The 14024-nt window shown below is 60.5% G+C and carries 12 protein-coding genes; 11 read left to right on the top strand and 1 reads right to left on the bottom strand.

The window, feature by feature from the left end; genetic code table 11:
- Nucleotides 1-96 precede the first annotated feature (96 nt).
- Together ACI514_RS10465 and ACI514_RS10460 are read left to right on the top strand one after the other, a co-directional pair.
- On the top strand, nucleotides 97-1752 hold the full coding sequence (locus tag ACI514_RS10465; RefSeq protein ID WP_405123735.1) for an intermembrane transport protein PqiB: 1656 nt from the start codon (nucleotides 97-99) through the stop codon (nucleotides 1750-1752).
- Between the two features lie 16 nt (nucleotides 1753-1768).
- Nucleotides 1769-2323: a membrane integrity-associated transporter subunit PqiC gene (locus tag ACI514_RS10460; RefSeq protein ID WP_160057933.1), complete on the top strand. Its 555-nt coding sequence runs from the start codon at nucleotides 1769-1771 to the stop codon at nucleotides 2321-2323.
- Nucleotides 2324-2329: 6 nt separating this feature from the next.
- Here ACI514_RS10460 and xerC read toward each other — a convergent pair whose 3' ends face one another.
- Entirely contained in the window at nucleotides 2330-3175 is an 846-nt protein-coding gene (gene xerC / locus ACI514_RS10455; protein WP_224793216.1) for a tyrosine recombinase XerC, read from the bottom strand.
- 447 nt (nucleotides 3176-3622) lie between these two features.
- On the opposite strand from xerC, the gene arnB reads away from it, so the two are divergent.
- The 9 genes from arnB to ACI514_RS10410 are packed head-to-tail and all read left to right on the top strand — an operon-like array spanning nucleotide 3623 to nucleotide 14015.
- Nucleotides 3623-4771: a UDP-4-amino-4-deoxy-L-arabinose aminotransferase gene (arnB, locus tag ACI514_RS10450; protein ID WP_405123734.1), complete on the top strand. Its 1149-nt coding sequence runs from the start codon at nucleotides 3623-3625 to the stop codon at nucleotides 4769-4771.
- Nucleotides 4768-5784, top strand: a complete 1017-nt coding sequence (gene arnC, locus ACI514_RS10445) for an undecaprenyl-phosphate 4-deoxy-4-formamido-L-arabinose transferase (protein ID WP_160057935.1) — start codon at nucleotides 4768-4770, stop codon at nucleotides 5782-5784. The genes arnB and arnC overlap by 4 nt, the downstream gene beginning before the upstream one ends.
- The gene (gene arnA, locus ACI514_RS10440) at nucleotides 5781-7772 is read left to right on the top strand and encodes a bifunctional UDP-4-amino-4-deoxy-L-arabinose formyltransferase/UDP-glucuronic acid oxidase ArnA (protein WP_405123733.1); all 1992 of its coding nucleotides are present in this window, start codon (nucleotides 5781-5783) and stop codon (nucleotides 7770-7772) included. The genes arnC and arnA overlap by 4 nt, the downstream gene beginning before the upstream one ends.
- The gene (gene arnD / locus ACI514_RS10435; protein ID WP_160057937.1) at nucleotides 7772-8656 is read left to right on the top strand and encodes a 4-deoxy-4-formamido-L-arabinose-phosphoundecaprenol deformylase; all 885 of its coding nucleotides are present in this window, start codon (nucleotides 7772-7774) and stop codon (nucleotides 8654-8656) included. Before arnA ends, arnD begins: the two co-directional genes overlap by 1 nt.
- Nucleotides 8653-10305, top strand: a complete 1653-nt coding sequence (gene arnT / locus ACI514_RS10430) for a lipid IV(A) 4-amino-4-deoxy-L-arabinosyltransferase (RefSeq protein ID WP_405123732.1) — start codon at nucleotides 8653-8655, stop codon at nucleotides 10303-10305. Before arnD ends, arnT begins: the two co-directional genes overlap by 4 nt.
- On the top strand, nucleotides 10302-10646 hold the full coding sequence (arnE, locus tag ACI514_RS10425; protein WP_405123731.1) for a 4-amino-4-deoxy-L-arabinose-phosphoundecaprenol flippase subunit ArnE: 345 nt from the start codon (nucleotides 10302-10304) through the stop codon (nucleotides 10644-10646). The genes arnT and arnE overlap by 4 nt, the downstream gene beginning before the upstream one ends.
- Nucleotides 10643-11047, top strand: coding sequence for a 4-amino-4-deoxy-L-arabinose-phosphoundecaprenol flippase subunit ArnF (gene arnF / locus ACI514_RS10420; RefSeq protein ID WP_405123730.1), 405 nt, complete (start codon nucleotides 10643-10645; stop codon nucleotides 11045-11047). The genes arnE and arnF overlap by 4 nt, the downstream gene beginning before the upstream one ends.
- Nucleotides 11044-12423 (top strand): UDP-glucose dehydrogenase family protein, encoded by a 1380-nt coding sequence (locus tag ACI514_RS10415; protein WP_405123729.1) that lies wholly within the window; start codon nucleotides 11044-11046, stop codon nucleotides 12421-12423. The genes arnF and ACI514_RS10415 overlap by 4 nt, the downstream gene beginning before the upstream one ends.
- On the top strand, nucleotides 12420-14015 hold the full coding sequence (locus ACI514_RS10410) for an ArnT family glycosyltransferase (RefSeq protein WP_405123728.1): 1596 nt from the start codon (nucleotides 12420-12422) through the stop codon (nucleotides 14013-14015). The genes ACI514_RS10415 and ACI514_RS10410 overlap by 4 nt, the downstream gene beginning before the upstream one ends.
- Nucleotides 14016-14024 lie beyond the last annotated feature (9 nt).

Below are 14024 nucleotides of genomic sequence, written 5' to 3'. Positions count from 1 at the left end.
AGCTATACACATTTGCTCTATCGCCAAGCACTTCTATATTGATGAGGTGCTTTTGCGTTCCTGACGCTCAGTGCCCATTCAATCGAGGAGACATGGATGAAGTCGTCAGCCACCGACGAGCCGCGAGCGCCAGGCCAAGCCCCCGTGAAAACCCGCCGCTTCGGCATCTCCCTCGTCTGGATCGTACCGATCGTGGCGGTGCTGGTGGGTATTTCGCTGGTGGTGCACAACATCCTGCAGGAAGGGCCGACCATCATGGTCACCTTCAAGACCGGCAGCGGTCTGACAGCCAATAAGACCGAAGTCAAATACCGCAACGTGGTGATTGGTCAGGTCACCGATGTCGACTTGAGCGACGACCAGAAAAGCGTCAACGCCACGATCAAACTGGCCAAACAGGCCGAGACGTTTACTCGTGAAGATTCACAGTTCTGGGTGGTACGCCCGCGAATCGGTGCCGGTGGCGTTTCAGGTATCGACACCCTGCTTTCCGGCGACTATATCGGTGCCGACATCGGACAGGCCAACAACCGCGCCAAACAATTCAAGGGCCTGGAAAACCCGCCGCCGATTACCTACGGCGAACCCGGCAAGCGTTTCATGCTGCACACCCAGGATCTCGGTTCGCTGGACATCGGTTCGCCGGTGTATTACCGCAAGATCCCTGTCGGCCAGGTCGTCACCTACGAGCTGGCGCCTGACGGTAAAGGCGTGAATATCGAAGTGTTCATTCACGCGCCCAACGATGCGTTCGTCACTGAAAACACCCGATTCTGGAACGCCAGTGGCATTGACGTCAGCGTCGGCGCCAACGGTTTCCAGGTGAAAACCGAATCCCTGTCCTCCATGCTGGTGGGCGGTATCGCTTTCCGTGCGCCGGATTACAGCCCCAACGACGTGGCCGCCGCCGATGACAAGGAATTCGAACTGTTCGAAGACCAGCAAACCGCCCTCGCCCCACCCAACGGCAAGGCGCAGTATCTGAGTCTGCGCTTCGACCAGTCCCTGCGCGGCCTCAAGGTTGGCGCACCGGTGGAGTTCCTCGGCATGGAAATCGGTCGGGTGGTGGCGATCAATCTGGATTTCGATGCGAAAAAACGCAGCTTCCCGCTTAACGTCGGCATCGTCATTTACCCGCAACGTTTGGGCATGGCTTATGGAAAAATGCTCACTGCGTTCAAGCATGATCCCAACGATGAGGCCGCCGGCATTCGCCTGATGGGCACCTTCATCGACAATGGCCTGCGCGCCCAGGCCCGCAGTGGCAACCTGCTGACGGGGCAACTGTACGTGGCCCTGGACTTCTTCCCGAAAGCCGAAAAAGTCGCGTTTGACCCCACGGCGCGCCCGGTGGTGATTCCAACCGTGCCGGGCAGCCTCGAACAGCTGCAGGAAAAACTCGAAGCCGTGGTCGACAAGCTCAACAAGCTGCCGGTTGATCGCATCGCCAACAACCTCGACAGCAATCTGATCGAGCTGCGCAAAGGCCTGACCCAGTTCAACGCCAAGACCCTGCCGGGCGTGCAGAGCACTCTGGCCGACGTCAGCAAGACCTTGCAGTCCGCCAGCTCCACCTTGGCCGAAGATTCGCCGCAACGCGAGAAACTCACGGAAACCCTCGACGAGCTCGGGCGCATGTCGCGCTCCCTGCGTGAGCTGTCGGATTACCTGGGCCGGCATCCTGAATCGCTGATCCGCGGTCGCCCCGATAACGCCGCGCCTATCGATCTGAAAGGCCCGCCACGTAACTGAGCACAGGAGCTGAACCATGGCTGTACCGCTGAAAATCACCGTGCTCGCTGCGTTCATGCTGCTTGGCGCCTGCCGCAGCGACCCGATCAGCTTTCACACGCTGACGCCGGTGCAGATCGCCAACACCCGGACCGGCGCGCAGATTCCGATTGAAGCGCTGAGCGTGCCGCCGCAGGTCGACCGGGCGCAAATCGTTATCCGCCAGGGCAACAGCGGCCTGGCGATTCTGGAAACCGATTGGTGGGGGGCGACACTGGCGGATGAGTTGCGCGGTGCATTGGCCGACCAGTTGAGCAATACCAGTGGCCAAGGCAACGTTTCGGTTCGCATCGAAGTGCAACGCTTCGACTCGATCCCCGGTCAGTACGGCCTGATCGACGCCAAATGGCGCTTGCGTCCCGTCGGCGCCACTGACAATGGCTCGCTGACCTGCCGTTCGACCCTGCAAACACCGTCCGGCCCGACCATCGATGATCTGGTGGGTGCCCAGCAGAACAACGTCAAACGCTTGGCCGTGCAGATCAGTCGGGCGGCCACCGGCAACGCGCGCACCTGCCCTTCCCCGTCCTGACGGGGCCTACAGATCGAAGCGATCGACCGCACGCCGCCGCTCGTTGTCATCACGCACATCGTAGTTGGCGGTGGTCTGGATGTTGCTGTGGTGCGCCAGTTTCTGCGCAATCGACAAATCATGCTCCTCGATCACCCGCGTGATAAACGAGCGGCGGAAATCGTGGGGCATGATCTTCACCCCGACCTGAGTACCCCGCTGACGGGCAATGTAATAAATCGCGTGTTTGGTGATGCGCTCACGGGTGATATGGCTGCCGCGACGGATGCGGTTGAACAGAAAGGCATCGTCACTCTCGCCCTCCTTGAGTTCTGAACGCCGCAGTTCCAGCCACGCATCAAGTTTGGCGAACGCCCACGCCGGTGCGTACTTGATCAGTTGCTTGTTGCCCTTGCCGGTGACGGTCAGGCTGCGTTCGGTGAAGTCGACCTGATTCAGGTCCAGATCAACCGACTCCGATTTACGCATGCCGGTGCCGTACAACAGCGCAATCACCGCTGCGTCGCGCAGCCCTTGCGGACGCGGATCGGCGGCGCAGACTTCCATCAATTCGTGGATCAAGGTGCGCTTCAAGTTGCGCCCCTGGGACAAGCGCGTGCCGGCAATACCTTTGACCGAGCGCATCTTCAAAAGATGATCCTGGCTGATCAGGCTCATGCGCCAGGCTTCATTCATCACACCGCGCACGGCATTCACGTACAGCGACGAGGTATTCGGCGCATAACCGTCGGCGCGCAATGCGGCGACCAGCGCCACGACGTCTTCCGGTTGCAGCCCGTGCCAGGGGATTTCTTCGATATCCACGTCTTCGAAACCGAGGCGGTCTGCAGCATCCTGCAAGACATAGCGCATGGTCAGTTGGCTGGACGGCGCCAGGCGTGCCAGATAAAGCGTCAGCGGATTAGTGGTGGACGGGGTGGATTCAGTACTCGACAAGTCAATCAAACGAAACGGCCTTGAATAGAAAACGGTTCAACAAAACAACTTAAAAGTGCAAACAAACTTATATAAAGAGCGACTCTTCCGTAGGACTTTTCTATTAAAAGAGCCGATGAACGGAAGAAGTCTGAACGGTGGCTGTATGGCTTAGAGATAGACGAATCGCCGACCGTTTTTTCATGTTCCTTTGACAAAAACGCGCATAACCTTAGTTACAACAGGTTGCCCCGAAAGGCCTGCAACCCTGCCGTCCGTGGACTTAAAAGTCAATCAGGCATTCCCCGGCCGGTATCTCAACCCTTTGAAATTCCGTGTTTTTCAGACAATCGGCTGAAGGATGGCTGTCGCCCCGAGGTTCTTATGAGTCAAGCGTTTCTGCCGTTTTCCCGTCCGAGTATCGGCGATGAAGAAATAGCCGCCGTTGAACAAGTATTGAGTTCGGGGTGGATTACCACCGGGCCTAAAAGCCAGGCACTGGAAGAACACTTCGCCAACTATGTCGGTTGCAAGCACGCCGTGGCACTTTCCTCGGCCACCGGCGGCATGCACATCACCTTGTTGGCTTTGGGCATTGGTCCGGGTGACGAAGTCATCACCCCGTCGCAGACCTGGGTCTCGACCGCCAACATGATCTCGCTGCTCGGCGCTACACCAGTGTTCGTCGACGTTGATCGCGGCACCTTGATGACCGACGCCTTGCGTATCGAAGCCGCCATCACCCCGCGCACCAAAGCAATCATCCCGGTGCATTACGCCGGCGCCGCGTTTGATCTTGATCCGCTGTACGCGCTGGCCGACAAGCACGGTATCGCCGTCATCGAAGACGCCGCCCACGCCGCTGGCAGCCGTTACAAGGGCCGCCAAGTCGGCGCGCAGGGCACGGCGATTTTCTCTTTCCACGCGATCAAGAACATGACCTGTGCCGAAGGCGCAATGTTCGTCACCGACGACGAAGCCCTGGCCAGCCGCGTGCGCATGCTCAAATTCCATGGTTTGGGCGTTGACGCCTACGACCGGCTGACCGGTGGCCGCAAGCCGCAGGCGCAAGTGATGGAGCCGGGGTTCAAATACAACCTCGCCGACATCAACGCTGCAATTGCCTTGGTGCAGCTTGAGCGTCTGGACGCAATCAACGCCCGCCGCAGCGAACTGGCTGCCGCCTACCGGCAAAAACTCGAAGGCTTGCCGGTGCTACCGCTGGCCCTGCCCGCTTACGCACAAACCCACGCCTGGCACCTGTTCATCCTGCGCATCGACAGCGAGCGCTGCGGCATGGACCGCGAAGCCTTCATGAAAGGCTTGCAGGACCAGGGCATCGGCACCGGTATCCATTTCATCGCCACTCACCTGCACACCTGGTATCGCCAGCGTGCCCCCGACCTGTATCTGCCCGACACCGAATGGAACTCGGCGCGGCTGTGCTCGATTCCGTTGTTCCCCGACATGAGCGATCAAGACCTCGATCGCGTGGTCGGCGCCATCGCCACCCTTATGGACAAACGCCTGTGAAAACCTATCCGATCCGCTGTGTGTCGATCGTCATCCCGGTCTACAACGAACAGGACAGCCTGCCGGAACTGCTGCGGCGCACCGAAGCGGCCTGCCGCATGCTGCGTCACGACTATGAAATCGTCCTCGTCGACGACGGCAGCCGTGATGAGTCGGCCAACCTTCTGGAAGAAGCCGCGACACGTGAAGACAGCCCGTTTGTGGCCGTCATTCTCAACCGCAACTACGGCCAGCACGCGGCAATCATGGCCGGTTTCGAACAGTGCAAAGGTGATGTCGTGATCACCCTCGACGCCGACCTGCAGAACCCGCCGGAAGAAATCCCGCGCCTGGTCGCCGAAGCGGAAAAGGGTTACGACGTGGTCGGCACCGTGCGCGGCAACCGCCAGGACTCGGCCCTGCGTCGCTATCCGTCGAAGCTGATCAACCTCGCCGTGCAACGCTCCACCGGCGTCGCCATGAGCGACTACGGCTGCATGCTCCGCGCTTACCGGCGGACGATCATCGACGCGATGCTCGCCTGCCGTGAACGCAGCACGTTCATCCCGATTCTGGCCAACAGCTTCGCCCGCCACACCACTGAAATCGTCGTCGCCCACGCCGAGCGTGAACACGGCGATTCAAAGTACAGCCCGATGCGTTTGCTCAACCTGATGTTCGACCTGATCACCTGCATGACCACCACGCCGTTGCGCCTGCTGAGCATCGTCGGTTTCGCCATGGCTGGCCTCGGCGTGTTGTTTGCCGCCGCACTGATCGTGCTGCGCCTGGTGTTCGGTGCCGGCTGGGCCGGTGACGGCATGTTCGTGCTGTTCGCTGTGCTGTTCGTGTTCACCGGTGGCCAGTTCATCGGCATGGGCCTGCTCGGCGAATACCTCGGGCGCATGTACAGCGACGTGCGCGCCCGCCCGCGTTTCTTCGTTGAAAAAGTCTTGCGCGGCCAACCCGCCATGCCGCCGCGCGCCATCACCGTCGACGGTCTCTCCTCCTCCAATGATCAGGTTCTCTCATGAGCGCAAAAACTGTTGTCTTCGCTTATCACGATATCGGCTGCGCCGGCATTCAAGCCCTGCTCGACAGCGGCTATGACATTGCGGCGGTATTCACCCATGCCGACGACCCGAAAGAGAACGCCTTCTACGCCTCGGTCGCACAACTGTGCGCACGCAAAGGCATTCCGGTGCACGCCCCCGAAGACGTCAATCACCCACTGTGGATCGAGCGGATCGCCAAACTGAATCCGGACTACCTGTTCTCCTTCTACTATCGCCACCTGCTGAGCGAGTCGTTGCTGGCCACCGCGAAAAAAGGCGCGTTCAATCTGCACGGCTCGTTGCTGCCAAGCTACCGTGGCCGCGCCCCAGCCAACTGGGTGCTGGTCAACGGCGAGACCGCAACCGGCGTGACTCTGCACCGCATGGTCAAACGTGCCGATGCCGGCGCCATCGTTGCCCAACAGCGTGTGGCCATTGAACGCAGCGACACCGCGCTGAGCCTGCACGGCAAGCTGCGCATCGCCGCGACGGATCTGCTGCGTGACACCTTGCCAGCCATGCTGCAAGACAAAATCAACGAAACCGCGCAGGACGAATCGAAAGCCACAGTATTCGGGCGTCGCACGGCGGCGGACGGCAAACTGGTCTGGGCCAAACCGGCCGAGCAATTGTTCAACCTGGTTCGCGCCGTGACCCAACCGTATCCGGGTGCATTCTGCGCTGTGGGCGAGCACAAACTGATCGTCTGGAGCGCTGAAGTTGCCAAGGGCAACGACAGCCAGGCGCCGGGCCGGGTGATCAGCGTCGATCCGCTGCGCATTGCCTGCGGCGAAGATTCGTTGGTAATCCTCTCCGGCCAGCGCAACGACAACGGTCTGTTCCTCAGTGGCCCGCAACTGGCCAGTGAACTCGGTCTGGTCGACGGCTCGCTGTTGCGCGGCGCTGAATCCGGCCGTGCACCGCGTCGCACTCGCGTGCTGATCCTCGGCGTTAACGGTTTTATCGGCAATCACTTGTCCGAACGCCTCCTGCGCGATGACCGCTACGAAGTCTATGGCCTGGACATCGGTTCCGACGCCATCGACCGTCTGCGCAGTCACCCGCACTTCCACTACGTCGAAGGCGACATCAGCATTCACTCCGAGTGGATCGAGTACCACATCAAGAAGTGCGACGTGGTCCTGCCGCTGGTGGCCATCGCCACGCCGATCGAATACACCCGCAACCCGTTGCGCGTGTTCGAACTCGACTTCGAAGAAAACCTCAAACTGGTGCGTTACTGCGTCAAGTACAACAAGCGCGTGATCTTCCCGTCGACCTCGGAAGTCTATGGCATGTGCCAGGACAAGCATTTCGACGAAGACACCTCCAACCTGGTGGTCGGCCCGATCAACAAGCAGCGCTGGATCTACTCGGTGTCCAAGCAATTGCTGGACCGCGTGATCTGGGCGTACGGCGCCAAAGGTCTGAATTTCACCCTGTTCCGCCCGTTCAACTGGATGGGCCCGCGCCTTGATCGTCTGGACTCGGCCCGTATCGGCAGCTCCCGCGCCATCACTCAGTTGATTTTGAATCTGGTGGAAGGCACGCCGATTCGCCTGTTCGACGGTGGCGAGCAAAAACGCTGCTTCACCGACATCGCCGATGGCGTCGAGGCCCTGGCGCGGATCATCGATAACGACAACGATGTCTGCAACGGTCAAATCATCAACATCGGCAACCCGGACAACGAAGCGAGCATCCGTCAGCTGGGTGAAGAACTGCTGCGTCAGTTCGAAGCGCATCCGCTGCGCGATAACTTCCCGCCGTTCGCCGGTTTTCGCGACGTCGAGAGCAAGGCGTTCTATGGCGCTGGCTATCAGGATGTTGAGCACCGCAAACCCAGCATCGCCAACGCCAAGCGTCTGCTCGACTGGACGCCAACCGTGGAAATGCGCGAGACCATTGGCAATACGCTCGACTTCTTCCTGCGTGAAGCGATGCTCGAAATCGCGGACAAGCGCTAATGCAGGCCGGTCTACGCATCGACGTCGACACCTTTCGCGGCACCCGTGAAGGTGTGCCGCGCTTGCTGGAAATGCTCGACGAGGCGCAGATCAAGGCAACGTTTTTCTTCAGTGTCGGCCCCGACAACATGGGCCGGCATCTGTGGCGCCTGATCCGCCCGCAGTTTCTCTGGAAGATGCTCCGCTCCAATGCGGCCGGCCTGTATGGCTGGGACATTCTGCTGGCCGGCACCGCGTGGCCGGGCAAACCGATTGGCCGTGATCTCGGGCACCTGATGCGTCAGGCCCGCGATGCCGGTCATGAGGTTGGCCTGCATGCGTGGGATCACCACGGCTGGCAGGCCAACGCCGGGACCTGGAGCGACAAGCAACTGATCGAGCAGATTCGTCAGGGCGTCGACTCGTTGAGCGACATCCTCGGCGCGAAAGTCGACTGTTCCGCCGCCGCTGGTTGGCGTGCGGACGAGCGCGTGATCGAGGCCAAGCAAGCCTTCGGCTTTCGCTACAACAGCGATTGCCGAGGCGACCGCCTGTTTCGTCCGCTGCTGGCCGACGGCACGCCGGGCACGCCGCAGATTCCGGTGGATCTGCCGACCTTCGATGAAGTCGTCGGCCCGATCGTTGCAGCGCGGGACTTCAACGGGTTTATCCTTGACCACTTTCGTCCGCAACAGCTCAACGTCTACACCATTCACGCCGAAGTAGAAGGGATTCTGATGGCTGAGGATTTTCGTCAACTGCTGGTCGATGCACGCCAGCGCAACATCGCTTTCAAACCGCTGGGCGACTTGTTGCCCGAGTTCTTCAACACCTTGCCCATGGGTCGCGTACAACGTGGCGCCCTCGACGGCCGTGAAGGCTGGCTGGGAGTGCAAGACGCATGACTAAACGCTGGACGCTGCCACTGCTGTTGCTGGTCATTTGCTTGCTGGCCTATCTGCTGCCGCTGGGCACGCACGGCTTGTGGATTCCCGACGAGACCCGTTACGCGCAGATCAGCCAGGACATGCTGCTCAGTGGCAACTGGGTATCGCCGCACTTCATGAGCCTGCGTTATTTCGAGAAGCCGATTGCCGGTTACTGGATGATCGCGCTGGGTCAGCAAGTGTTCGGGCAGAACCTGTTCGGCGTGCGCTTTGCTTCGGCGCTGAGCACTGGCTTGAGCGTGCTGCTGTGCTATCTGGTTGCCCGGCGCTTGTGGAACGAACCGCGCAAAAGTTTCGTCTGCGCCCTGCTCTACATGAGTTTCACCATCGTTGCCGGTCAGGCGGGCTACGCCAACCTCGATCCGCAATTCACCTTCTGGGTCAATCTGAGTCTGGTGGCGCTGTGGTTTGCCCTCGACAGTCAAACCGGCGGCAAGCGCATGGCCGCTTGGGCCGTGCTGGGGCTGGCCTGCGGCATGGGTTTCATGACCAAGGGTTTTCTCGCCTGGCTGCTGCCGGTGCTGATCGCCGTACCGTGGATGCTCTGGCAAAAACGCTGGCGAGAACTGCTGATGTTCGGCCAGGTGGCGATTGCCATCGCGATCATCGTCAGCCTGCCTTGGGTGCTCTCGGTGCATGCAAAGGAGCCCGATTACTGGCGATTCTTCTTCTGGCACGAGCACATTCGTCGCTTTGCCGGGGACGATGCGCAACACGACGCGCCGTGGTGGTTTTACCTGCCGCTGCTGGTGGCGTTCAGTCTGCCGTGGGCCGGCCTGTTGCCGACGGCGTTCAGGCAAGCCTGGCAAACCCGCGCTCAGCCGAAAATCGTGTTCCTGCTGCTGTGGCTGCTGATGCCGCTACTGTTTTTCAGCCTGAGCAACGGCAAATTGCCGACTTACATACTGCCGTGCCTGCTGCCGCTGGCGTTGTTGCTGGGCGATGCGTTGGCCGATCGTTTGCGTCTGGAGCAAGGTCGGGCACTGAGCATCAATGGGTTGCTCAATCTGCTGCTGGGCGTCGTCACGCTGATCGCGCTGGTGTACCTGCAACTGAGCAAACCGGTGTACGACCATGAACTGCACAGCATGGTGCTGGTGTTTATCGCGCTGATCGGCTGGATCATCGCCAACCTCCTGCAAGCCTTCCTGCCGCTGCAATGCTGGGCGGCTCCGGCGCTGGGCAGCCTGTTGCTGATCGCGGTGTTGCCAGCGGCGCTGCCGAAATCGGTGGTCGCCAACAAGATGCCCGATCAGTTCATCAAGCATCACGTCACGGAACTGGCGCAAACCACACACCTGTTGAGCAACGATCTGGGTGCTGCTTCGGCACTGGCCTGGCGCCTGAAAACCCCGCAAGTGGCGTTGTACAACACGATAGGCGAATTGAAATATGGCCTTGCCTATCCTGACGGCATTCAACAGCGGGTCGATCCCGAACACGTACAACAGTGGATGCGCGAGGCACGCCGCAGCGGTGCGGTCGGCGTGGTGATGCGCGTCAAGGGGCAGGACGAACTGGACGAAATCGACAAGTTGCCAAAGGACGGCGTCCGTTACGAGCAGGGCAACCTGGTGATCATGATCCTGCCCAAGGAGGCGTCATGAGCCTGTTGCTGCTGTTGGCCGCGTGCCTGCTGACCTGTCTGGGCCAAGTGGGGCAGAAATACGCGGTGGAGAGCTGGCGCGGCGTCGAGTCGACCTGGGCCGACAAACTGCGCTCGCCGTGGTTGTGGCTGGCGCTGCTCGCCCTCGGTTCCGGTCTGTTGGTCTGGTTGCTGGTGCTGCAGCGGCTGGAAGTCGGCGTCGCTTATCCGATGCTCAGCCTCAACTTTGTCCTGATCACCCTGATCGCGCGCTTCGTCTTCCGTGAACCCATCGACCGCCAGCATTGGCTCGGCGTGGCGTTGGTGATCGGCGGCGTGGCGTTGCTGGGGCAACAGTCATGAATCAACGTCGCGGCATCACTTTCGCGCTGGGCAGCGTGTTACTCGTCAGCGCTGCGCAACTGGGCATGCGCTGGAGCATGACCCGTCTGCCCGTGCCGGAACAATGGCTGCACATCGACAGCCTCGACCTGCGTGCATTGGCCGTGGTCGTTGCGGCGATTTTTGCCTACGCGCTGTCGATGCTCTGCTGGCTCGCCGCCCTGCGCGATCTGCCGCTGGGCCGGGCTTACTCGCTGCTGAGCATCAGCTATGCGCTGGTGTATCTGCTGGCGGCCAGTCTGCCGCTGTTCAACGAATCCTTCAGTTTCACCAAATCACTGGGCGTGGCGCTGGTCATGCTCGGGGTCATCACCATCAACACTCGTCCGGCTCGTGCGCCCGAATTCAGGAGTGCTCCATGAAAATCACAGTATTTGGCAGCGGTTACGTCGGTCTGGTGCAAGCGGCTGTGTTGGCCGAAGTCGGCCACGATGTCGTGTGCATGGACGTCGACCAGAAGAAGGTCGACCTGTTGCGCCAGGGTCATGTCAGCATCTTCGAACCGGGGCTGGCCAGCCTGGTACGCGAAGGTCTGGATTCGAAACGCCTGCAATTCACCACCGATGAAAAGCTCGCCGTGCAGCACGCTCGGGTGGCGTTTATTGCCGTGGGTACGCCGTCGCGTGAGGACGGTTCGGCGGATCTGCGTTATGTGCTTTCGGTCGGCGATGCCATTGCCCGCCATCGTGAGCAGCCATTGATTCTCGTGGAAAAATCCACGGTGCCGGTGGGCACGGGCGACACCCTGCGCACGCACATTGAAAAAGCCTTGATCAAGGTCGGCCGCCTGCTGCAATTCGATATCGTTTCCAACCCGGAGTTTCTCAAGGAAGGCTCCGCCGTTGCCGACTGCCGTCGGCCGGACCGTATCGTTATCGGTTGCGAAGGCGATGACGTGCGCGACGTGATGCGCGATCTGTATTCGCCGTTCAACCGCAACCACGACCGCATCATGTTCATGGACCTGCGCAGCGCTGAGCTGACCAAGTACGCCGCCAACTGCATGCTGGCGACCAAGATCAGCTTCATCAACCAGATCGCCGAACTCGCCGAACACCTGGGCGCCGACATCGAGTCGGTACGCCAGGGCATCGGTGCCGACACGCGCATCGGTTATCACTTCATCTACCCAGGCTGCGGTTATGGCGGTTCGTGCTTCCCGAAAGACGTGCGCGCGTTGATCCACAGCGCCGAAGAAGCGCATTGCTCCAGCGACTTGCTGCAAGCGGTCGAGGCGATCAACCAGCGCCAGAAACACAAATTGTTCGAGCGCATCAACGCGTTCTACAAGGGCGACCTGCGCGGCAAGACCTTCGCCCTGTGGGGCCTGGCGTTCAAACCCAACACTGATGACATGCGCGACGCGCCGAGCCGCGTGTTGCTGGAAGAACTGTGGGCCGCCGGTGCCAGCGTGCGCGCCTTCGACCCGGAAGCCATGCAGGAAACCCAGAACCTTTACCCGAACGAATCGAAACTGATGCTGATGGGCACACCGGAATCGGTCTTGCCCGGCGCCGATGCGTTGATCATCTGCACCGAGTGGCAGCAGTTCAAAGCACCGGATTTCGACCTGATCAAACAGCGCCTCAACAGCCCGGTGATTTTCGACGGGCGCAACCTTTACGACGCCGAGCGTCTGGCGCGCAATGGCTTCCAATACTTCCCGATGGGCCGTGGCGAATCGCGCAAACTGCCGATCCCGCTGCAACAGTGGCCGAATGCGTCCGACGTTGCTTGATCGCGTTATCGCCTGAGATTCGCCGGCAGTCCCTGATCGCAGGGCTGCTGGCGTTTTTATTGTTCATGGCCGGGGTCCACGGGCAGGCCCCGATCGGTTTCGACTCGCGATTTGTGTTGTTCGCGCAAGAGATGCTACGCCATGAGCCGACGGTGTTTCCGACCACCTATGGTCAGCCTTACGCGGATTACTCAGCGGTTTCGACGCTGTTCATCTGGCTGTTGTCGTTGCCGTTTGGCGCGGTGAATGCGTTGACCGCGTGGGCGCCGAGCGCAATCGCGGGCGCGTTGATCGTGACGTTGATGTATCGCCTGCTGGCACCGTACTCACGGCCCTGGGCGTTGATCAGTATTGCCTTGCTAATGCTCACCAGTGGCTTTGTCACTGAAGTGCGCGCGGTGTCGCAGGACTTGATGCTCGCGGGTGCGGCGTTCGCAGTGTTTTATCTGGGCTATGCCCATGATCATTTTGGCGGCGGGCGTCGTTGGCCGTTGATCTTCGTATTGCTGCTGCTCGGTTTCGGCATACGCGGGCCGATTGGTCTGGTGGTGCCGACCGGAATGCTCTGCAGTTATTACCTGCTCAACCGTGAATGGTCGCGGTTGCTGGTGTTCGGTGTGTTGGCTTCGCTGTTGCTGGCCGCGTGTGTCGGGTTGTTGTTATGGCTGGCGCAGATCAGCGCCGGCCCGGTGTTCCTGCAGGACGTGATCCGCATGCAGTTCATGGGGCGCATGGACGGCAGCGAAGGCGTCAGCGGTTCGCTGTATTACTTCACCAGCTCCTTCGGTAACTATGCGCTGGCCTATCCGTTGGCATTGCTGGTGCTGGCAGCGGCCTGGCTGAGCAAGCCGCAACAGCGTGGCCCGGCGCTGCGTCTGGTGCAGTACTGCGCGGCGGCGGCCCTGATTGTGATGGTCGGGTTGTCGATTCCCCAGGCGAAGAAGGCACGGTATCTGCTGCCGATGCTGCCCATGGCGGCGGTCATTGCGGCGTATCCGTTTCAGGTGGCGCATGGGCTGGTGTTTCGCTGCTTGCGCGGGTTGATCATGGGCTTGTGGCTGGTCACACCGGGCTTGTTGCTGGTGGTTTTACTGGTCGCGCAACGGCGCTTTCCCGAGCAATTGAGTGAAGTTTCCATTGTTTTGCTCGCGCTGGGCGTTCTTCAACTGCTGGCTCTGTCGAGATTGTTGATCACGCGTTGGCGCGCCGAACTGTTGGCGTTGTGTGCCGTGTTGGCGCTGTGGATGGTGTATGCGGCGGTCTTCGAACCGGTGGAACGGCGTTTGTACGACACCCAGTCATTCAGCCACGCGGTGTTCGCCCAGGTTCAGCAAAACCCGGCGCCACTGGTGTTGCATGGCATGGGCAAGGACGCGAAAGCTACCAAGTTCATGGTCAATCTCTCGCAGGACCTGCAACCGCAGTTCAGCGACTCGATCCAGCAACTGGAGGCGATCAAAGGTCCGGCGTGGCTGATGATGGATCGCAGTGATCTGCCCTCCCTCAAGGGCACACCGCTGGAAAGCGCGCAACCGGTGTTGAACGGGCGTTTCGACAAAAACGACTATGTATTGCTGTGGCTGAAACCGTAACCTGTCCAG

The sequence above is a fragment of the Pseudomonas sp. M20 genome, assembly GCF_045037865.1.
In the GTDB taxonomy this organism is placed as follows: Bacteria; Pseudomonadota; Gammaproteobacteria; order Pseudomonadales; family Pseudomonadaceae; genus Aquipseudomonas.
The sequence above is the reverse complement of the archived record's forward strand: the minus strand, read 5'-3'. Positions and strand labels throughout refer to the sequence as shown.